18 protein-coding genes are annotated in these 20,333 nt (G+C 61.5%); 11 read left to right on the top strand and 7 right to left on the bottom strand.

From position 1 onward, the window contains the following. Positions 1–64: 64 nt before the first annotated feature. A complete protein-coding gene (gene hrpB / locus PMI31_RS27305; protein ID WP_008022980.1) occupies positions 65–2,581 on the bottom strand; it encodes an ATP-dependent helicase HrpB in 2,517 nt (838 codons plus the stop codon). Positions 2,582–2,690: 109 nt separating this feature from the next. Here hrpB and PMI31_RS27300 point away from each other — a divergent pair, with 109 nt between their 5' ends. Together PMI31_RS27300 and PMI31_RS27295 are read left to right on the top strand one after the other, a co-directional pair. Then, positions 2,691–3,110, top strand: a complete 420-nt coding sequence (locus PMI31_RS27300; protein ID WP_008022979.1) for a hypothetical protein — start codon at positions 2,691–2,693, stop codon at positions 3,108–3,110. 41 nt (positions 3,111–3,151) lie between these two features. Continuing rightward, positions 3,152–4,048, top strand: coding sequence for a cation diffusion facilitator family transporter (locus PMI31_RS27295; RefSeq protein WP_008022978.1), 897 nt, complete (start codon positions 3,152–3,154; stop codon positions 4,046–4,048). Here PMI31_RS27295 and PMI31_RS27290 read toward each other — a convergent pair. Further along, complete coding sequence (locus PMI31_RS27290; protein ID WP_008022977.1) at positions 4,042–5,103, bottom strand: DUF6515 family protein; 1,062 nt, start codon at positions 5,101–5,103, stop codon at positions 4,042–4,044. The two genes, PMI31_RS27295 and PMI31_RS27290, sit on opposite strands and share 7 nt — an antisense overlap. 450 nt (positions 5,104–5,553) lie before the next feature. Between PMI31_RS27290 and PMI31_RS27285 the strand changes: the two genes are divergently transcribed. Continuing rightward, positions 5,554–6,033, top strand: coding sequence for an Lrp/AsnC family transcriptional regulator (locus PMI31_RS27285; protein WP_007937367.1), 480 nt, complete (start codon positions 5,554–5,556; stop codon positions 6,031–6,033). A 188-nt stretch (positions 6,034–6,221) separates the two neighbouring features. After that, entirely contained in the window at positions 6,222–6,431 is a 210-nt protein-coding gene (locus PMI31_RS27280) for a DUF2788 domain-containing protein (RefSeq protein ID WP_008022976.1), read from the top strand. Here the strand turns inward: PMI31_RS27280 and PMI31_RS27275 are convergent. From PMI31_RS27275 to PMI31_RS27260, 4 genes are all read right to left on the bottom strand, one after another. Next, the gene (locus PMI31_RS27275; RefSeq protein WP_008022975.1) at positions 6,426–7,061 is read right to left on the bottom strand and encodes a pseudouridine synthase; all 636 of its coding nucleotides are present in this window, start codon (positions 7,059–7,061) and stop codon (positions 6,426–6,428) included. The genes PMI31_RS27280 and PMI31_RS27275 overlap by 6 nt on opposite strands. A 70-nt stretch (positions 7,062–7,131) precedes the next feature. Then, positions 7,132–8,631 (bottom strand): AMP nucleosidase, encoded by a 1,500-nt coding sequence (gene amn / locus PMI31_RS27270; protein ID WP_177323584.1) that lies wholly within the window; start codon positions 8,629–8,631, stop codon positions 7,132–7,134. 185 nt (positions 8,632–8,816) lie between these two features. After that, a complete protein-coding gene (locus PMI31_RS27265) occupies positions 8,817–10,466 on the bottom strand; it encodes an acyl-CoA dehydrogenase family protein (RefSeq protein ID WP_008022973.1) in 1,650 nt (549 codons plus the stop codon). A 74-nt stretch (positions 10,467–10,540) separates the two neighbouring features. Further along, positions 10,541–12,925 (bottom strand): hybrid sensor histidine kinase/response regulator, encoded by a 2,385-nt coding sequence (locus PMI31_RS27260; RefSeq protein WP_008022972.1) that lies wholly within the window; start codon positions 12,923–12,925, stop codon positions 10,541–10,543. Between the two features lie 282 nt (positions 12,926–13,207). On the opposite strand from PMI31_RS27260, the gene PMI31_RS27255 reads away from it, so the two are divergent. The 4 genes from PMI31_RS27255 (at position 13,208) to PMI31_RS27240 (ending at position 16,734) form a co-directional block, all read left to right on the top strand. Then, positions 13,208–14,005, top strand: coding sequence for a hydroxymethylpyrimidine/phosphomethylpyrimidine kinase (locus tag PMI31_RS27255; protein ID WP_008022971.1), 798 nt, complete (start codon positions 13,208–13,210; stop codon positions 14,003–14,005). Between the two features lie 31 nt (positions 14,006–14,036). After that, positions 14,037–14,660 (top strand): thiamine phosphate synthase, encoded by a 624-nt coding sequence (gene thiE, locus PMI31_RS27250; RefSeq protein ID WP_008022970.1) that lies wholly within the window; start codon positions 14,037–14,039, stop codon positions 14,658–14,660. 9 nt (positions 14,661–14,669) lie between these two features. Further along, a complete protein-coding gene (gene hemL / locus PMI31_RS27245) occupies positions 14,670–15,953 on the top strand; it encodes a glutamate-1-semialdehyde 2,1-aminomutase (RefSeq protein ID WP_008022969.1) in 1,284 nt (427 codons plus the stop codon). A 226-nt stretch (positions 15,954–16,179) separates the two neighbouring features. Further along, entirely contained in the window at positions 16,180–16,734 is a 555-nt protein-coding gene (locus tag PMI31_RS27240; protein ID WP_008022968.1) for a tetratricopeptide repeat protein, read from the top strand. 110 nt (positions 16,735–16,844) lie between these two features. On the opposite strand, the gene PMI31_RS27235 is transcribed toward PMI31_RS27240, so the two are convergent. Next, positions 16,845–17,174: a DUF1820 family protein gene (locus PMI31_RS27235; protein ID WP_003185742.1), complete on the bottom strand. Its 330-nt coding sequence runs from the start codon at positions 17,172–17,174 to the stop codon at positions 16,845–16,847. Positions 17,175–17,307: 133 nt separating this feature from the next. On the opposite strand from PMI31_RS27235, the gene miaB reads away from it, so the two are divergent. The 3 genes from miaB to ybeY all read left to right on the top strand — a co-directional run bounded on the left by miaB (position 17,308) and on the right by ybeY (position 20,328). Further along, positions 17,308–18,633, top strand: a complete 1,326-nt coding sequence (gene miaB, locus PMI31_RS27230) for a tRNA (N6-isopentenyl adenosine(37)-C2)-methylthiotransferase MiaB (protein ID WP_043302689.1) — start codon at positions 17,308–17,310, stop codon at positions 18,631–18,633. A 200-nt stretch (positions 18,634–18,833) separates the two neighbouring features. Further along, positions 18,834–19,841, top strand: a complete 1,008-nt coding sequence (locus PMI31_RS27225) for a PhoH family protein (RefSeq protein ID WP_008022966.1) — start codon at positions 18,834–18,836, stop codon at positions 19,839–19,841. Continuing rightward, entirely contained in the window at positions 19,834–20,328 is a 495-nt protein-coding gene (gene ybeY / locus PMI31_RS27220; protein ID WP_008022964.1) for an rRNA maturation RNase YbeY, read from the top strand. The genes PMI31_RS27225 and ybeY overlap by 8 nt, the downstream gene beginning before the upstream one ends. Positions 20,329–20,333: the final 5 nt, after the last annotated feature.

The following is a 20,333-nucleotide window of genomic DNA, read 5'->3' as shown; positions in this document are numbered from 1 at the left end:
GGCTCAAGACCGCCTTCGCCGGCAAGCCGGCTCCTACAATGAATGCGTGTAGCTGGCGTTTGATTTATTTCCGCGGTTTGATCCGCGCAGTCGCTTCGGCCACCAGCGGATCATCCGGCCAGTAATGCTTCGGATACCGCCCTTTCAAATCCTTCTTCACCTCGGCGTAGGTGCTGCGCCAGAAGTTGGCCAGATCCTGCGTCACCTGCACCGGCCGCCGCGCCGGGGACAACAGATGCAACTTGACCACTTGCCGGCCCCCGGCGATGCGCGGGGTTTCGGCCAGGCCGAACAACTCCTGCAAACGCACCGCCAGAATCGGCGGCTGTTCGCTGTAGTCCAGACGAATCGACGAGCCCGATGGCACACTCAAATGATGCGGCGCCAGCTCGTCCAGCCGCTGCGGCAGCGGCCACGGCAGCAAGTTGTGGACGATGCTCGACAGGTCCAGATTGGCGAAGTGACTGAGCCGGGAAACCTTGCCCAGATACGGCATCAGCCAGTGTTCCAGGCTTTTCAGCAACGCCCCGTCGCTGACATCCGGCCACTCGCTCTCGCCCTTGCCGGCGAGGTCCAGTTGCCGCAACAACGCGACACGCGCCTGCCACTGACGCAGCTCCGGCGTCCAAGGCAACAGCTCCAGCCCTTTGCGCCGCACCAGATTCACCAGCGCCTGGCTGCGTGCGCTTTCGTCGAGGCCGGTGAGCGGTTCACGACTGAGGATCAACTCGCCAACCTTGCGTTGGCGCTCGGCCCGCAGCACGCCTTCACGTTCATCCCAATCCAGTTGATCGACGCAGCGCACCTGCTCGGCCAGTACCGAATCGAACAACGCCGGATCGAACTCCGTCGCCAGATAGATCCGCTCCTCACGCTGACCCTGGCGACTGCCCAGATCGGCGATCACCAGCCACGGTTGCTTCATCAGGCTGTCCGCCTCGGCGAACAATGCTGCACGACCGTTGGCCAGGCGATACTCCGCACCACCGGCGCGCCGCTGTTGGGCGACCCGGTCGGGATAGGCCAGCGCCAGCAACGCACCCAACCAGCGCGGATGCTCGGGATCGCTGACCGGTTCCGATGCTTGACCACGCAGATAACCACGATACTGCCGCGCCAGTTGCCGTGCGCGCTGCACGCCGCCCTGAGCACCGCGCGCGGCGCGCTCTTCGCCAGACAGCAGTACCAGTCGGCTGTGCAAGTCCGCCCCGCCGCCGCGCAGGATATCGCGCTCGCCGAGCAGTGCCGCGACTTCACAGGCCATGTCCGCCAGCCCCAGCGCCTGGCCGCGCAACAGCAAATGCGCAATGCGCGGATGCGCTGGCAGTTCGGCCATGGCCTGACCGTGACGGGTCAGCGCTTCGCCCTCCAGTGCGCCCAGGCGCTCGAGCAGATCCTGGGCCTGTGCATAAGCGGCGGCCGGCGGTACGTCGAGCCACACCAGTTGCCCGGGTGTCACGCCCCAGCGCCCCAATTGCAAGGCCAGTCCGGCGAGGTCCGCCGAAAGGATTTCCGCGCTGCCATAGGCCGCCAATTGCTCGTGCTGATCCTGGGACCACAAGCGATAACAGACGCCAGGTTCCAGGCGCCCGGCCCGGCCCGCGCGCTGGGTGGCACTGGCCTTGGAAATGCGCTGGGTGTCGAGGCGAGTCATGCCGCTGCCGGGGTCGAAGCGCGGCACACGCGCCAACCCGGCATCGATCACCACTCGTACGCCGTTGATGGTCAGGCTGGTCTCGGCGATGTTGGTGGCCAGTACCACTTTACGTTTGCCTGCCGGTGCCGGATCGATTGCCGCCCGTTGCGCCGTCAGGTCCAGTTCACCGTGCAACGGACACAACAGAACCTGTGGGTTATCACCCAGCGCATCGGCCAGTTGCTGATGCACGCGGCGGATTTCCGCCTGCCCCGGCAGGAACACCAGCACACTGCCGGTCTCGTCGTTCAAGGCTTCAAGGATGGTCTGCACCAAGCGCGGCTCGATGAATTCACCGGCCTGGAACGGCCGCCCCCAACGCATCGCCACCGGGAACATGCGCCCTTCGCTGCGCAGGATCGGCGCGTCGTCGAGCAACCCGGCCAGGCGCTCGCCTTCCAGGGTCGCGGACATCAGCAGGATTTTCAGCGGTTGGTCATCACGAAACAGTTCGCGACCATTGAGGCTCAGGGCCAGAGCCAGATCGGCATCGAGACTACGCTCGTGAAACTCATCGAAGATCAGCAGCCCCACGCCTTCCAGCGCCGGGTCGTCCTGCAGGCGGCGGGTGAGGATACCCTCGGTGACCACTTCGATTCGGGTGTTGGGGCCGACCTTGCTGTCGAGCCGAATGCGATAGCCCACGGTTTCGCCGACCTTCTCCCCCAGCTCACTGGCCAGTCGCTCCGCCGCTGCCCGCGCAGCCAACCGGCGGGGTTCGAGCATCAGGATGGTCTGCCCGGCCAGCCACGGCTCGTTGAGCAAGGCCAAAGGCACGCGGGTGGTCTTACCGGCGCCGGGCGGTGCTTCGAGCACGGCTTCGTGGCGTGTAGCGAGGGCTTCACGCAGGGCGGGTAAAACTTCATCAATCGGCAAAGAAATCATGCTGGCTCCAAAACAGAGCCGCGAGTATAACGGCGAACTGCAAGGCGCTCGTCAGGGTCTTAATTCATATCGACGACGTTTCGTTTCGAGATTACCCAGGAGATTTCATATGCGTGCTCCCTTTCGCCTGATTGGCGGTGTTCTGGTCGCAACCTTGCTGACTCAAGTGACAGCCTGCGGTTCGATCTTCTACCCCGATCGCCGTGGCCAGATCGAAGGCAAGATCGACCCGGCCATTGCCGCGCTCGACGCCGTGGGCCTGCTGTTCTACATCATTCCCGGCCTGATCGCGTTTGCCGTGGACTTCGCCACCGGTGCGATTTATTTCGAGCCGGGCAAGACCGCCCAGGTCGACCCGCAGAAACTCAAGGACGCCATCGGTCCCGACGGCAAGGTCGATAACCGCAAGTTGCAGACTATTCTGGAAAGCGAACTGGGCCGCAGCTTCCCGCTGGACGATCCACGCCTGATCCAGAGCAAAGGCAGCGCCCAACAACTGGCGATGTTCGGCCTGCAACCAGCCGCGTAATCCCTGCGCGCGAAAGGACTCTTCAAGGAACAATGGCCACTATGACCTCCAGCTCCGAACACGCCCGCCTGCTGCGGCTGGCGACCCGTGCCTCGGTGGCGGTGGCGTGCACCCTGATCGTCGCCAAAGCCATCGCCTGGTGGCTGAGCGGCTCGGTGAGCATGCTCGCCGGGCTTACCGACTCGGCACTCGACGGCGTCACGTCGTTGCTCAACCTGTTGGCGGTGCATTACGCCCTGCGCCCCGCCGACGATGATCATCGCTACGGGCACGGCAAGGCCGAGTCATTGGCGGGCATGGCCCAGGCGCTGTTCATTGGTGGCAGTGCGGTGCTGATCGCGTTGCAGGCCTACGATCGGCTGAAGCATCCCGAACCGGTCGGCGCGCCGTGGATCAGTATCGGGGTGATTGTGTTCTCGCTCGCCCTGACCCTGGCCTTGCTGATGCTGCAACATCGGGTGATCAAGGCCACGGGCTCCAATGCCGTGCGTGCCGACTCGCTGCATTACCGTTCGGACCTGTTGCTCAACGGCAGCATTCTGCTGGCGCTGGTACTGGCCGGGTTTGGCTGGCATCAGGTCGACGCCTGGTTTGGTCTGGGCATCGCCGCTTATATCTTTTGGAGCGCGGTGCAGATCGCCCGGGAGAGTTTTGCGGTGTTGATGGATGAAGAACTGCCACCGGATGTCAGCCAGCACATGCTGGAGCTGGCGTGCAGCGTACCCGGCGTGTTGGGTGCGCATGACTTGCGTACGCGGATCTCCGGCAACCAGTGGTTTGTGCAGTTGCATCTGGAGTTGCCGGGGGAACTGACGCTGTCAGTCGCCCACGGCATCAGCGATCAGGCGGCCGCGGCCATTCACAGCGCCTACCCGCGCGCCGAAGTGCTGGTGCACGCCGACCCGCGGGAAGTGGTGAAAGCCGCCCGGGCTCAGTAATTCACCTGATAACCGCGACTGCTCAGGCAGTTGCCCTGTGCCTGTCGGTAGGTTTGCACCACCGACGGGTCTGGCTGATAGGTGGCGGTTCGTGGATCGAAACCACTCTGCTGCACCGCGTATTGATAACACTCGTAGCCATCCCGGTTGACCTGCTCCGGCGATTGACCGTTGGCCGGATACGCCTCCACGTCATAACTATTGCTGGCGGCTGTTGGTTGCGATTGCGCCTGGCCAAACGGCGGCTCGACCACCTCGTAATCCTGAGTGCTTTCCTGGTAGGCGTAATACGAACCGGCCGCGAGGAAAAACAACGTCCCGGCGATCCATACCTGCTGGGCATAATCGGGCAGGTAGCGAACACGAATCCCGCGCGGGGGCTGCACCACCTCATAGCGCGGGCCGAGCGGGCGATACCAGTAACCGGCGGAATAGTAATAATCCATGCCACGGTAAGGCACGCGGTAATTACGCTCAGGGAAGCGGTCGATCACCTGGCCTGGGCGATACCTCGGCCCGGGTCCCCAGCCATTACCGCGCCCCTCAGGGTGTCCCTGCCAGTTATTGTAATTGGTCGGTGCACCCATGTAGCCGCCCCAGCGCTGGTTGTAATCGTTGCGGTGCGGCTGGTCCTGGTAGTAACCACGCTGCGGCTGCTGGGTCTGGCGCACGGTGTCGGGGCGGGGCTGGATCGGAAAGTCATTGGCCGGCAACTGCGGTGGTGGCGGCGGCGAGCGAACCGGGCTGTTGAAATCCGGTACTGGACGGTTCTGCCACTGGGCATTGTTCTGATGTTGATGCTGGCCGTTGTGCTCGAACTGGCGACTGTCGTTGTTCTGCGCACGCGGCTGGTTCTGCGGCTGGCCGTTTTGCGGAGGCGGCTGGTTGTTGTCACCATGGCCCTGATTACCGCCCTGATGCCCATCCTGATGTCCATCCTGGCCGTGCTGCCCGCCATCACGGCCATGGTTTTGCGGCTCATCGGCCATCGTTTGCGCAGTGACACTGACACACAGCAAACCAACACCGGCCAAACGCCAGATGCGCGCTTTCATGCTTTTCCTCATTGCGGGTTAGGGCCTGTACATAAGACTGGGAAAGCACGGGCCGGTTCTGCTAGAGGTTATCAGTCACGCAACTTATTTATTGAGGGCTGAGCGTCAATTCACGGCAGTAAATTGCGCGCAAGAAAAAGGGGAGACCCGTCGGCCTCCCCTTGGAGAACTTCGTCCTGGCTCGACGCTTTTGACGTCGGCTCACCTCACGCCGTCTTCTGGACAGTGTGCAGCTCGGGGGCCGGCACGTCCCCTGTGGGGGTGGCGACCGCGGCGGGCCTGATTGGGCGAGCCGCACTGGACTGTTTGTCCGAGCAGTGATTCTGGTGATAAGAATAGGCCGGGAGCGCCGGCAGAGGATTGCGAAGATTGCTGAATTAAACATCACTTGCGCAATTTTTAACCCTGGATAGATAATCTGTCGCAATAGTTACGACAAAGGATTGATTGATGAGCAAGCTCGACCGTTACGACCTGAGTATTTTGGCGGAATTGCAGCGCGATGCACGCATCTCCAATCAGGAGCTGGCCGAGCGCATCGGCCTGTCGCCTTCGCCGTGCTCGCGGCGGGTCAAGCAACTGGAAGACGACGGCTACATTTCCCGTCAGGTCGCCCTGCTCGACCGCAAAATGCTCGGCCTGAGCCTGACGGCCTATGTGCTGATCGGCATGGACCGTCACACGCCGGAGCGTTTCGAAAACTTCGAAGCAGCCATCCGCACCTTACCCCAAGTGCTCGAATGCAGCCTGGTGACCGGGATGGATGCCGACTATCAACTCAAGGTCGTGGTGCCGGACATGGACCACTACCAGAAACTGCTGCTGGGGCATCTGACCCGGATTGAAGGGGTGACCAGCGTGCGCTCGAGCTTTGTGTTGAACCAGGTGCTCAATAGCACCGAACTTCCTTTGACTCATCTTCGTAGCTGACGACGCCTTCGCTGGCAAGCCAGCTCCTACAGGTATTTCGTACTCCTTGTAGGAGCTGGCTTGCCAGCGAAGAGGCCCGCACAGGCGACGAATGACTGCGACACACCGACGCAGGCCAATACTGCACGAAGCCAGTGCGGCGTATACTCGCCGCGCCCTTTTAGCCTCGCCTGCGCTGGAGATGTTCGATGGATCCTGCAGTATTCGAAGAGTGGATGATGACCGGACTGGTCACGATCCTGATCATTTTCATGGGTTTCATCGTCTGGGATCTGGCGAAGAAGTCCAAGGCCGGGCGCTTTGGCTCTTTCATCCTGTTTTTCGTGCTGGGCCTGGGTGTTGCTGCATTCGTGATCAAAAGTGTGGTCATCGGCCTGATCGAATCCGGCACGTTATAAGCGCGCCGGCACTTCTTTCCACTGCCCCTGATCGAGCCCTTCGATCGTCCAGTCACCGATTCTGACCCGCACCAGGCGCAACGTCGGCAAACCAACCGCAGCCGTCATGCGCCGCACCTGTCGGTTGCGCCCTTCGCGAATCACCAACTCCAGCCAACTGGTCGGCACGCTTTTACGAAAGCGCACCGGCGGATTGCGCGGCCACAGCTCGGGCTCGTCCAGCTGTCGCGCCTCGGCGGGCAAGGTCATGCCGTCATTCAACTCAACCCCGTCACGCAAGCGCTGCAATTGCTCGACGCTCGGCTCGCCCTCGACCTGTACCCAATAGGTCTTGGCCAGTTTGTGTTTCGGGTCGGCGATCCGCGCCTGAAGCTGACCGTCGTTGGTCAGCAGCAACAAGCCTTCGCTGTCGCGGTCCAGCCGTCCGGCCGGATAGATGCCCGGTACATCGATGTAATCCTTGAGGGTCGCGCGCCCTTCGCCGTCACTGAATTGCGTCAGTACATCGAACGGCTTGTTGAACAGGATCAGTTTCGGCTCGGCCGGTGGCGCCTTGGCGACACGGCGCGGGGCTGATGGGGATGGTTTCGCGCCAGGACGGCGGGAAGGTGGACGAGATGGACGCGACATGGGCAAAACAACATCTAACGGTCAGGGCTGCTAATGCTAGTAGCCCGACCGTTAAATGACCATCGACAAATCAGCGGAACGGTGGCTCGTCGAAGCTGCGCAGTTTGCGCGAGTGCAGTGAGTTGAGTTCGGTACGCAACAGATCCACCGCCTCGATACCGATCTTCAAGTGCTGGCTGACCGCGCGCTCATAGAAGGCGTTCGCCGAGCCCGGCAACTTGATTTCGCTGTGCAGCGGTTTGTCCGATACGCACAGCAACGTGCCGTACGGCACCCGCAAACGATAACCCTGGGCGGCGATGGTGCCGCTTTCCATGTCCACCGCCACGGCGCGGGACAGGTTGATCAGCGGCCGCTCCTGCGCCCAGCGCAATTCCCAGTTACGGTCGTCGTAGGTCAGTACGGTGCCGGTGCGCAGGCGCTTCTTCAGTTCGTCGCCCTTCTCGCCGGTGATGTTGGCCGCCGCTTGCTGAAGCGCCAGCTGCACTTCGGCCAGGGCCGGAATCGGAATGTTCGGCGGCACCACCCGGTCGAGAATGCCGTCACGGCGCATGTAAGCGTGGGCCAGCACATAGTCGCCGATGGTTTGCGACTGACGCAGGCCGCCACAGTGACCGATCATCAGCCAGCAATGCGGGCGCAGAACGGCCAGGTGGTCGGTGATGTTCTTGGCGTTGGACGGGCCGACACCGATGTTGATCAGGGTCACACCGTGGCCGTCACTGGCGATCAGGTGATAGGCCGGCATCTGATACCGGTGCCAGACCACGCCGGCAGCAATGGCCGAGGCTTCGCCGTGATCCATGCTCTTTTCGATGATCACGTTACCCGGCAGCACCATGCGCACGAAGCGCGGGTCTTTGCGCAGCTGCTCCAGACCATGGACGATGAACTGGTCGACATAGCGGTGATAGTTGGTCAGCAGAATCCACGGCTGCACATGCCGCCAGTCACTGCCGGTGTAATGCACCAGTCGGCGCAGGGAGAAATCCACCCGTGCGGCATCGAACAGGGCCAGTGGCAGCGGATCGGTGTTTTCCCAGTCGTACAGACCGTCGGCAATGCCATCGGTCGCAGCCGACAGGTCGGTACTCGGAAACACCCGCGCCAGCACGGCAGCGGTGACACCGGAACCCGCCAGCTCATCGCCCTGCTCGACCACATACGGATACGGGATGTTCTGCTCGCTGACCCCGACTTCCACGGTCACGGTGAAGTCGTGCATCAGTGGAACCAGCTGTTCCAGCAGGTACTTACGGAAAGCCGATGGATGGGTGACAGTGACGCTGTAGGTGCCCGGCAGCTGGACCTTGGCATAGGCACGGGTGGTCTGCGGGACTTCGCCCTGGCAATGGTAGGTCAGGCGCAGTTCGGGATAACGGAACAGCGCCCGCTGCTCGGCGTCCGGCTCGACACGGTCCTTGAGGTAACGCTTGAGCGCCTGACTCAGCGCGGTGGTTGCACGATTGTGCAAGAGTGCAAGCCGATCCACGGCTTGCTCGGCGGTTTGAACGACAATAAAAGCTTCGGTCACGATCAGCATCCTGTGTTCTGACTTGCAGACCTTCATCTTGCCTGCATCGTCGCTTCACGGGAACAGTGGCGTTTGGGCAATACATTGAATTGCAGAAAGACCCTGTGGGAGCGGGCTTGCCCGCGATAGCGGTGTGTCAGACACCATAGATGTCGACTGTAAGTCCGTCATCGCGGGCAAGCCCGCTCCCACAGTTGTTTGCAGCGCTGGATCAACCGTGATCAAAAGCCCTGCGGAGTCGAGCGGGCGACAATCGCTTCCACGTCCTGGCCTCGTGGTAACGCACCGTACACTCGACCGCCGCCCTCCAGACGACTGGCGATGAAGGCGTCACAGACCACCTCGTTCCCGGCTTCCAGCAACAACTTGGCCTGCAACCCCAGCGCAATGTCCTCGGTCAACTGCCGGGCACGGTACTGGATGTCACTGGTGTCCTTGAAGGCCGCCTGCAATTGATGGATGTGCGCAGCCAGGCGCTTGTCGCCATGACCATCGCCCAACTCGCTGAACAGTGCGTCGAGCACACCCGGTTCTTTCGACAGGGCACGCAGTACGTCAAGACACTGCACGTTGCCGGAACCTTCCCACGTCGAATTCACCGGTGCTTCACGATAGAGCCGCGGCAGGATGCTGTCTTCGACGTAACCCGCGCCGCCCATGCACTCGGCCGCTTCGTTGATCATGGCTGGCGCCCGCTTGCAGATCCAGTACTTGCCCACGGCCGTCACCAGTCGGGCGAATTTGGCTTCCTGCGAATCGTCCAGATGATCCAGCGCCCGGCCCATGCGCAGGCTCAAGGCCAGGGCGGCTTCGCTTTCCAGCGCCAGATCCGCCAGCACGTTCTGCATCAAGGGCTGTTCGCTGAGCAGTTTGCCGCCAACCGAACGGTGAGCGCAGTGATGGCTGGCCTGAGTCAGCGCCTGACGCATCAGCGAACTGGAACCGACCATGCAATCGAAGCGTGTCATGGCGACCATCTCAATGATCGTCGGAATGCCACGCCCCTCTTCACCGATCATCCACGCCAGTGCGCCGCGGAACTCCACTTCGCTGGAAGCATTGGAGCAATTGCCGAGCTTGTTCTTCAGGCGCTGGATGTAGAACTGATTGCGCGTGTCGTCGGGACGATGACGCGGCAACAGGAAACAGGTCAGGCCCTTGTCGGTCTGCGCCAGTGTCAGGAAGGCGTCGCACATCGGCGCCGAGCAAAACCACTTGTGCCCCACCAACTCATAGGCCTGGCCCGGACCGCTGGCACCGACCGGATACGCCTTGGTGGTATTGGCCCGCACATCGGTGCCACCCTGCTTCTCGGTCATGGCCATGCCGATGGTGACCCCGGCCTTGTGGGCCATACCGACGTTGCGCGGGTCGTATTCGGTGGCGAGGATTTTCGGCAGCCACTTTTCGGCCAGGTTCGGTTGCAGGCGCATGGCCGGAACGCTGGCGAAGGTCATGGTCAACGGGCAGCCACTGCCGGCTTCTGCCTGGCTGTGCAGATACGACATGCAAGCGCGAGCGACATGGGCGCCGTCCTGCGGGTGCGCCCAGGGCAGCGAGGTCAGGCCGTGCTCGACCGCCGTGCGCATCAATTGGTGATAGGCCGGATGGAACTCCACCAGGTCGATGCGATGACCGAAGCGGTCATGGCTGTTGAATACCGGCTTGTTCTGATTGGCCAGGAACCCGGCTTCCATCAACGGGCCGCCGGCCAGCGCGCCATAGGCGTCGATCCGCGATTCGGCCCAACCGGCCCCGAAGCGTCGTGACCATTCCTGCAACGGCAAGTCGATGCGGTACAGGTTGGCGCCGTCCAGTGACGGTGGCTGATTGGTGACTTCGTGGGTTTCGGCGAACTGATGCAGGTTCATGACTGGACTCCTTTGGTTGGCCAAGGGACTTCAGTTAAGCACCGCCCCCCAGCCGATCAAAGTGTCATATCCGCCTAACTGCCGGCGCTTTCGCCCTGTTGCGAACAAAGCACACGGCGGTAGAGCGCGGCCTGCAAGTCTTCGAATTTCACCGGTTTGCTCAAGTGATCGATCACCGCGCCGGTCGGGCAGCGCTCACGGTCACCGCCCAGGGCGATCATGAACAGCGGCAGTTCGGCATAACCCGGCAACGCACGGATCTGGCAGCACACCGACGCACCGTCCTGAAGCGGCAACTGACTATCGACCAGCACCGCGTCAAACACTTCGCGCTGCAAAAGATCGAGCGCGACATCGGCACTGTCTGCCGTGCGCACGCGAAACCCCAGCTTGAGCAACATGCCGCGCATCACCAACTGGCTGATGCCGTTGTCATCCACCAACAGCACGGCACAATCCTGGGGCAAGCGCAGGCGCGCAAAGTCTCGGGTCATCAACGGCGCCACCGGACGTTCGACCACCGGCAGCCCGACTTCCACATCAAGCTGAAACCGGCTGCCGCGTCCTGGTTCGGAGCGATGAGTCAGGCGTCCACCCAGCAACTCGACCAACTGTCGGCAAATTGCCAAGCCAACACCCAGGCCGCCGTATTCACGGGTCATCGAGCCATCGAGCTGGAAGAACCGCTGATACATCGTGGCCTCCCCCAAATCGGTGAAGCCGATGCCCGTGTCGATCACCGCAAAGGTCAACGCCAGCCGGTCGGGCTCAATGGCCTTGCCGGTCACCCGCAAGGCCAGGCCGCCGACCCGGGTGAACTTGATGGCGTTATCCAACAGACATTCCAGGCACTGCGCGATCTTGACGTTGTCGCCGTACAAGCGATCCGGCACACCTGGCGCGACATCGACCTTGAAGTCCAGCGACTTGCCCGATGCGTTGCCCTCGAACTGCGTGCGCAGTGCCTCGACCATGCCGCGCAAGCTGAAGGTGTCGGCCGAGGCCTTGAGTTTGCCGGCCTGCAATTCGGTGAGGGTGAGGATGCCGTTGACCATGCGCATCATGTCCCGCGCCGAGCCCGAAGCCGTCTGCTGATACTGCTCCAGCTCCGGGTCCATTTCGACCGTCTGCATCAGTTCCAGCGAACCGATCACACCGTTCATGGGTGTGCGCAGTTCATGGGTCAGGGTGGCAAGGAATTCGTCCTTGAGCCTGTTACTGCGAGCCAGTTGCTGGTTGAGCCCTTCAAGTTTCTGGCTGGCGTCGAACAGGGTTTGCGCCTGCTGCTCGCGCATGTCATTGATGCGGTCGGCCAGCGCCAGGGACAGCAACGCCACTTCGATGGCCGAGCCGATCTGGCTGGAATACATGGTCAGGAACACGTTCGGCAGGTATCCCAGCACCATCAGCGTATTGACGATGCCGCCGAGCAAAAACGCCGACCAGGCAATAATGAAATACCGCGCGACGCGCAGGCCCCGCAGCCAGGCAAAGATCCCGGCGGCAAAAATCACCACGGTGAACGTCAGCGCCAGTGCCGTGGCCAGGCGCAAGGCCAGGGCGTAACTGGTCATCAACGACAGGCCCACGACAAGTGCGCTAAAGGCAACCAACGCCAGCAACAAGCGGTCGAGCCAGCGACTGTGGGTCGCCATTTGCAGGAAACGGCGGGCGAACTGACTGCCGAACAGCCCTGCGCAGCCGATGAAAAACGGCGTCGCGGCGTTGGCCCACCAGGGATTGTCCGGCCAGAAATACTGCACGGCCGCCCCGTTTACCGACAGCTGATACAAACCGAACGAGGCGATATAGAAGATGTAGTAGAGGTAACTGGTGTCGCGCACGCTGAGGTAGATGAACAGGTTGTAGACCAGCATCCCCAACAGCACGCCGTAGATCAGCCCCAGCACATAGATGCGCACGGGCTGCTCTTCGAGGTAGGCCGTGCTCGACCACAAGGTTACCGGTGCCTGGATCGAGCCTTCGCTTTGCAATCGCAAGAATAGGGTTTCGGCCTGGTCAGGCTTGAACGTCAGGTCGAACAAATAGTTGTTCTGACGAACCTCGCGGCTGGCGAACGGCAAAGCATCGCCGGTCTGCCTGACCAACTGATAGTTGCCAGCCGCATCAGGCAAATAGAGATCGAGATGATCGAGGGGTGGATAGGCCAGTTCCAGCAGCCAGGTCCGTTGCGCCGCCGGATTGGCCGGACGGTAATGCAGGTCGACTTTCAGCCAGAACACCGAACGCGAATACCCGGCGTTGAGCGTCTCATTGTGGTGCGGTCTGAAGTTGCCGGCCGCCGCTTGCGCACGGATATCCGCGATGGTCGCCTGACCACCTGCGTCCTCGTAGACCTGCAGGGTTCGGCCCAGGGGGAGGCTTTGAGTGAACTCATCGAACTCGACGGCGTTTGCCAGGAGGGGCAAACACAACAGCAACATCAGCAAATAGCGCATTGAAGCCCCAGCGTGGCCTGTCCGGTTCTGTCAGGAAGCCCCCCATTCCTTTTGAGCAGACGTAAAACCGGTATCACCTGTTATTGGTTTGGATCCACTCTAGCATAGCCGTTGATGGCCATTAAACACCATTGATTTTTTTCCTATAAAGGCTCTAGGACGGGCGTTTCAGAGCAATCACCAGAAGACATTTTGTGGCTGATGAGTCACCGTGGCGAGCGAACAGCCGGACTGGCTGTCGCTACACCCGAAAAACGTCGTTTGGTGGTAAGCTCGCGCACCATGAATATCTACAGCTCTCGCCCCGTTGTCCTCTGTCTCTCCGGCCACGACCCAAGTGGTGGCGCCGGCTTGCAGGCAGATATCGAAGCCCTGCTCGCTCAGGGTTGCCATGCGGCTCCGGCCGTCACCGCCCTGACCGTGCAAGACACCGTCAATGTCACTGACTTCCGCGTCCTCGACCGTGAGTGGGTACTGGCCCAGGCCAATGCCGTGCTCAACGACTCCGAAGTCGCGGCCGTCAAACTGGGCATGCTCGGTTCCCTGGAAATGGTCGACACCGTGGTCGAACTGCTTTCGGCGCACCCGCACTTGCCGGTGGTCTGCGACCCGGTGCTGCGCGCCGGCGGCGGCGGACGCCTGGGCAAGGACGAAGTCGGCTACGCCATGCGCGAACGCCTGCTGCCCTTGTCGATCATTGCGACCCCTAACCTTCCCGAAGCCCGAATCCTCGCCGAACTGCCCGAAGGCACCGCGGACGAGTGCGCTGAAAAACTCCTGCCGTTCGTCAAACACCTGCTGATCACCGGCGGTCATGGCGACGAAACCGTAATCCACAATCGCCTGTACAGCCGCGATGGCCTGCGCGAAACCTACACCTGCCAGCGCCTGCCCGGCAGTTATCACGGTTCCGGTTGCACTCTGGCCAGCGCCCTGGCCGGTCGTCTGGCCCAGGGTGAAAACCTCGCCAGCGCCGTGCAGACCGCGCTTAACTACACGTGGCGCACCCTGCGCGATGCCGAGCAGTTGGGCAAAGGCCAGTTCGTGCCGCGCCGTTTGCCACTGGATTTCTGTTCGTAACTTCCATTTGTAATGCGGTGAGGCTTGACCAATGAAACTACGTGGCCTGTACGCCATTACCGACAGCCATTTGCTGGACGGTAAGTTGCTCAAGTACGTGGAGGCGGCGCTGGAAGGCGGCGTCACCTTGCTGCAATACCGCGACAAGAGCAGTGACGAAGCCCGCCGCCTGCGCGAGGCCGAAGCCTTGCGCGAGCTGTGCGAACGCTACAAGACGCAGTTGATCATCAACGACGATGCCGAGTTGGCGGCACGCCTGAACGTGGGCGTACACCTGGGGCAGACCGATGGCCCGCTGACGCCGGCCCGTGCACTGCTCGGGCGCCAGGCGATCATCGGTTCAACCTGCCATGCGCAACTCGAACTCGCCGAGCAAGCGGCCAAAGAAGGCGCCAGCTATGTCGCTTTCGGCCGCTTCTTCAATTCCAATACCAAACCCGGCGCGCCGACCTGCAGCCTCGACCTGCTCGACCAGGCCCTCAAGCAGTTGCACTTGCCGATCTGCGCGATTGGCGGCATCACCCTGGACAATGCCGCCCCGCTGGTGGCTCATGGGGTCGATCTGCTGGCCGTGGTGCATGGCCTGTTTGGCGCCGAGAGCACCGCTGAAGTAACCCGCCGCGCCCGCGCATTCAATGAATTACTAAAAGTCTGAGAGCCGATCATGTCTCGTTCCGAAACGCTGTTTGCCAATGCCCAGAAACACATTCCCGGTGGCGTGAACTCGCCGGTTCGCGCGTTCAAGAGCGTCGGCGGCACGCCGTTGTTCTTCAAGCACGCCGAAGGCGCCTACGTCACTGACGAAGACGACAAGCGCTATGTGGATTACGTCGGGTCCTGGGGCCCGATGATTCTCGGTCACAGCCACCCGGACGTACTGGACGCCGTGCGCAAACAGCTTGAGCACGGTCTGTCCTACGGCGCCCCGACCGAGATGGAAACGCAGATGGCCGACCTGGTCTGCTCCCTCGTGCCGTCGATGGAAATGGTGCGCATGGTCAGCTCCGGCACCGAAGCGACCATGAGCGCCATTCGCCTGGCCCGTGGCTTCACCGGCCGCGACAGCATCATCAAGTTCGAAGGCTGCTACCACGGTCACTCCGACAGCCTGCTGGTCAAGGCCGGTTCCGGCGCACTGACCCAAGGCGTACCGAGCTCGGCCGGTGTACCGGCGGCATTCGCCAAACACACCCTGACCCTGCCGTTCAACGACATCGATGCCGTTGAGAGCATGCTGGCCGAAGTTGGCCAGGACGTGGCCTGCATCATCGTCGAGCCTGTGGCCGGCAACATGAACTGTGTACCGCCTGCTCCGGGTTTCCTCGAAGGCCTGCGAACCCTGTGCGACAAGCACGGCGTAGTGCTGATTTTCGACGAAGTCATGACCGGTTTCCGTGTCGCCCTCGGCGGTGCCCAGGCGTACTACGGCGTGACCCCGGACCTGACCACCTTCGGCAAGATCATCGGCGGCGGCATGCCGGTCGGCTGCTTCGGCGGCAAACGCGAAATCATGTCGCGCATCGCCCCGCTGGGCCCGGTGTACCAGGCCGGTACGTTGTCCGGCAACCCACTGGCGATGGCGGCCGGCCTGACCACCCTGCGCCTGATCAGCCGCCCGGGCTTCCACGCCGAGCTGACCGACTACACCACTCGCCTGCTCGACGGCCTGCAACAGCGCGCCGATGCGGCCGGCATTCCGTTCGTGACCACTCAGGCCGGCGGCATGTTCGGCCTGTACTTCAGCGGAGCCGACGACATCGTTACCTTCGATGACGTGATGGCCAGCGACGCAGCCCTGTTCGGCCGCTTCTTCCACCTGATGCTGGAAGGTGGCGTGTACCTGGCACCGAGTGCCTTCGAAGCCGGTTTCACTTCGATCGCTCACGGCGAGGTCGAGCTGAAACTGACCCTGGACGCCGCCGAGCGTGCCTTCGCTGCCTTGAAATAAAGCTGTAGCGCTGACGTTGGCCATCGCCAGCGTCAGCGTTCACCTGCACGCCCGCGTTTTTTCCTACTCATCTGCCGATAATCCCCCCGCAAAGTGGGCGATATATTTCCCGTGCAGCAGAAAAACGAGTAAAGACTTTGTAAGGTTGGCCCTGCTTATTTCATAATGCGCGCTTATTGGATCCCCTCGATGGGTCCGCGCGCCCTTCAGAGGTAAGTCGATTCCCATGAACCGCACCGGCCGCACCCTTGCACTGGGCTGCCTGTTGCTTCTTCAGCCCCTGCTCGCGCAAGCACAAGCAGGCGGCAACTCGTTGTTAATCCCAGCGATGGGTCGCTGCACCCTCAATACCCAGTCGCAAGACCTGGAACAGGCGCTCGCCGCCTGCCAGAAAGCGTCGAATGAAGGGGATGCGCAAGCGCAATACGAGTTGGGTGAGTTCTACTACGAAGGCAGAAACGTGCCGCGCGACCTCAATCAAGCCCTGAGCTATTTCGAAAAAGCCTCGCTGCAAGGCCACGCCCAGGCACAATTCAAGCTCGGCACCATGTTCTTCCATGGCGAAGGCGTGCCGGCCAATAACGTTCAGGCGTACATCCTGCTGAAGATGGCGGCGGTCAACGGCGCCGAAGATGCACTGGACACCGCCGATGAAGTCACCGAAAAGATGCCCCGCGAAGAGCTGGAAGTCGCCACTCAGGTGCTCGGGCAGATTTTCCGCAAATACCTGATGGAATTGCAGAGCGCCGATGGGCGTACGCCTTTCTCGCCGCTTCCCTGATTTTTGCTTCGAACCGTCTGACGCATTCGCTGGCAAGCCAGCTCCTACAAGGACCACGCGTATCCGTAGGAGCTGGCTTGCCAGCGAATGGAGCGACTCGGTCTTGAGCCTTACTTCTCAGGCATCGGCATCGGGAACGGCATGACATTGCCCACCGCGCCACGGGCTTCGCTGATTTTCGGTGTCCCCAGACGCTCGACTTCGTCGATACGCACGATCGAATGCATCGGCACAAAACTGCGCACCACGCCTTCGAACTGAGCCTTGAGCTTTTCTTCGCTCGGATCGACGACCACTTGTGTGCGCTCGCCAAAGACGAACTCTTCCACTTCCAGAAAGCCCCACAGATCACTCTGATAGATCTGCTTGGCGTACATTTCGAACACCTGGCCCTGGTTGAGGAAAATCACCTTGTAGATTGGAGCTTCACGTTTGGTCATGGTGGGCGGGTAACACATCGGGGTAAAAATGAGGGCGCAAACTATAGCACAGCCGTCGGACGCGCAACGGTAGGAACCACGGGACATGTTCCCTATAATGTGCGGTTCTTTGAATCAGGTGATGACTCTTTCCATGGCCAAGAAGCTTTACATCGAAACCCACGGTTGCCAGATGAACGAGTACGACAGCTCGCGCATGGTCGATCTGCTGGGCGAACATCAGGCCCTGGAAGTCACCGCCCGCGCAGAAGACGCCGACGTGATCCTGCTCAACACCTGCTCGATCCGCGAACGTGCACAGGACCGGGTCTATTCCCAGCTCGGTCGCTGGCGCGAACTGAAGCTGGCCAACCCGGACATGGTGATCGCCGTCGGCGGCTGCGTGGCCAGCCAGGAAGGCGCGGCCATCCGCGATCGCGCGCCGTATGTCGACGTGGTCTTCGGCCCGCAGACCCTGCATCGCCTGCCGGAAATGATCGACGCCGCGCGCATCAGCAAGCTGCCGCAAGTCGACGTCTCGTTCCCGGAAATCGAAAAATTCGACCATTTGCCCGAGCCGCGCATCGACGGCCCGAGTGCTTACGTGTCGGTGATGGAAGGTTGCAGCAAGTACTGCACGTTCTGCGTGGTGCCCTACACCCGTGGCGAAGAGGTCAGCCGGCCGTTCGACGATGTGATTGCCGAGATCATTCACCTGGCCGAAAACGGCGTGCGGGAAGTGACGCTGCTGGGGCAGAACGTCAACGGCTATCGCGGCCTCACCCATGACGGGCGCCTGGCGGATCTGGCCGAGTTGATCCGCGTGGTCGCCGCGGTCGATGGCATCGACCGCATCCGTTACACCACGTCGCATCCGCTGGAGTTCTCCGACAGCCTGATCCAGGCCCACGCCGACGTGCCGGAACTGGTCAAACACCTGCACCTGCCGGTGCAATCGGGCTCGGACCGCATCCTCGCCGCGATGAAGCGCAACCACACCGCGCTGGAATACAAATCCAAACTGCGCAAGCTGCGTGCCGCCGTGCCGGGAATCTGCATCAGCTCGGACTTCATCGTCGGCTTCCCCGGCGAGACCGAGAAAGACTTCGAGCAAACCATGAAGCTGATTGCCGACGTCGGTTTCGACTTTTCCTATTCGTTCGTCTACAGCCAGCGCCCGGGTACGCCGGCCGCCGACCTGGCCGATGACACACCGGAAGAGTTGAAAAAAGAGCGCCTGAATGCCCTGCAGCACCGCCTGAACCAGCAAGGTTTCGAGATCAGCCGACAAATGGTCGGTTCGATCCAGCGGATCCTGGTGACCGATTACTCGAAAAAAGACCCGGGCGAGCTGCAAGGCCGGACCGAGAATAACCGTATCGTCAACTTCCGCTGCGACAATCCGACCCTGATCGGCCAGTTCGCCGACGTGCACATCGATGCAGCGCAACCGCACTCGCTGCGCGGCTCGCTGATCTAATGATTCACCACCTGTAGGAGCCGGCTCGCTGGCGATGAACGATGACACGGTGTGTCTGATCCACCGCAGTGCACCTATCGCCAGCAAGCCGGCTCCTGCAAGAGGTGTTTGACACTGGATTATTTAAGAGCTTTCGCACCCACGCCACTGGCGTTATCCTTGATTTCATCTCAATTGCCCCAGGGCGGCTAAATACGACCTTGAACGCACCCATAGAACCACATCGTTTCATCCTCGAGCCTTTTGAAGCTCGCCGTTTCGCCAATCTGTGCGGGCAATTCGACGAGCATTTGCGCTTGATCGAGCAGCGCCTGACCATCGAGATCCGCAATCGCGGAAACCAGTTCGAGCTGATCGGCGAACCCAAACACACCACCTCCGCGGAAAACCTCCTGCGCCGCCTGTACCGGGAAACCAAGGGTACGGAGCTGTCGCCGGACATGGTGCACCTGTTCCTGCAGGAATCGGCCGTCGAACAGCTGGACAACCACTCCCCCGCCGAACCGTCCGTAGCCCTGCGTACCAAAAAAGGCATGATTCGCCCCCGCGGCCTGAATCAGCTGCGCTACGTGAAGGAAATCCTCGGCAACGACATCAACTTCGGCATCGGCCCGGCCGGTACCGGCAAGACCTATCTGGCCGTTGCCTGCGCGGTGGATGCACTGGAGCGCGAGCAGATCCGCCGCATCCTGCTGGTTCGCCCGGCGGTCGAAGCGGGTGAAAAACTCGGCTTCCTGCCCGGCGACCTGTCGCAGAAAATCGACCCGTACCTGCGCCCGCTCTACGACGCACTTTACGAAATGCTCGGCTTCGAATACGTCGCCAAGCTGATCGAGCGCCAGGTGATCGAAGTCGCGCCGTTGGCCTACATGCGCGGCCGTACGCTGAACAACAGCTTCATCATTCTCGACGAAAGCCAGAACACCACGGTCGAGCAAATGAAGATGTTCCTGACCCGGATCGGCTTCGGCTCCACGGCCGTCATCACCGGGGACATCACCCAGGTCGACCTGCCACGCGGCACCAAGTCCGGCCTGCATCATGTGATTGAGGTGCTCAAGGACGTGCCGGGGATCAGCTTCACCCATTTCCAGCCCAAGGACGTCGTGCGCCATCCACTGGTGCAGCGGATTGTCGAAGCCTACGAGCGCTTCGAAACTAAAGCGGCCGATGATGCAGCCGCCAAGGATAGCCGCCGCGATGCTTGAGCTTGACCTGCAAATCGCCACCGAAGCCACCGCCCCCAGCGAAGCCGAATTCCGCCAGTGGTGCGAACTGGCTTTGCGCCAACGCACCGCCGATTCGGAGATGACCATTCGTCTGGTCGACGAAGCCGAAGGACGCGAGCTGAACCACACCTGGCGGCAAAAGGATTACGCAACTAACGTCTTGTCATTCCCGGCCGATGTGCCGGATGAGTTCCTCGACATCCCGCTGCTGGGCGACCTGGTGATCTGCGTGGCCGTGGTCGAGCGCGAAGCCGCTGAACAGGGTAAGGAGCTCAAGGCCCATTGGGCGCATCTGGTGATTCACGGCTGCCTGCATCTGCTTGGTTACGACCATATTGATGACGACGAAGCCGAAGAGATGGAAGCACTGGAACGAACGTTGCTTGCAGAACTGGGCTTTCCCGATCCGTACGCGGACGACGAAACCGATTTATCCCCTACCGAAACAACAAAGGATTCAGAGTAATCGCT

Origin of the sequence: Pseudomonas sp. GM55 (assembly GCF_000282395.1) — a bacterium.
Taxonomy (GTDB): Bacteria; Pseudomonadota; Gammaproteobacteria; order Pseudomonadales; family Pseudomonadaceae; genus Aquipseudomonas; species Aquipseudomonas fluorescens_CC.
Note: the sequence above shows the minus strand (reverse complement) of the source record. Positions and strands in the feature narration are given on the sequence as shown.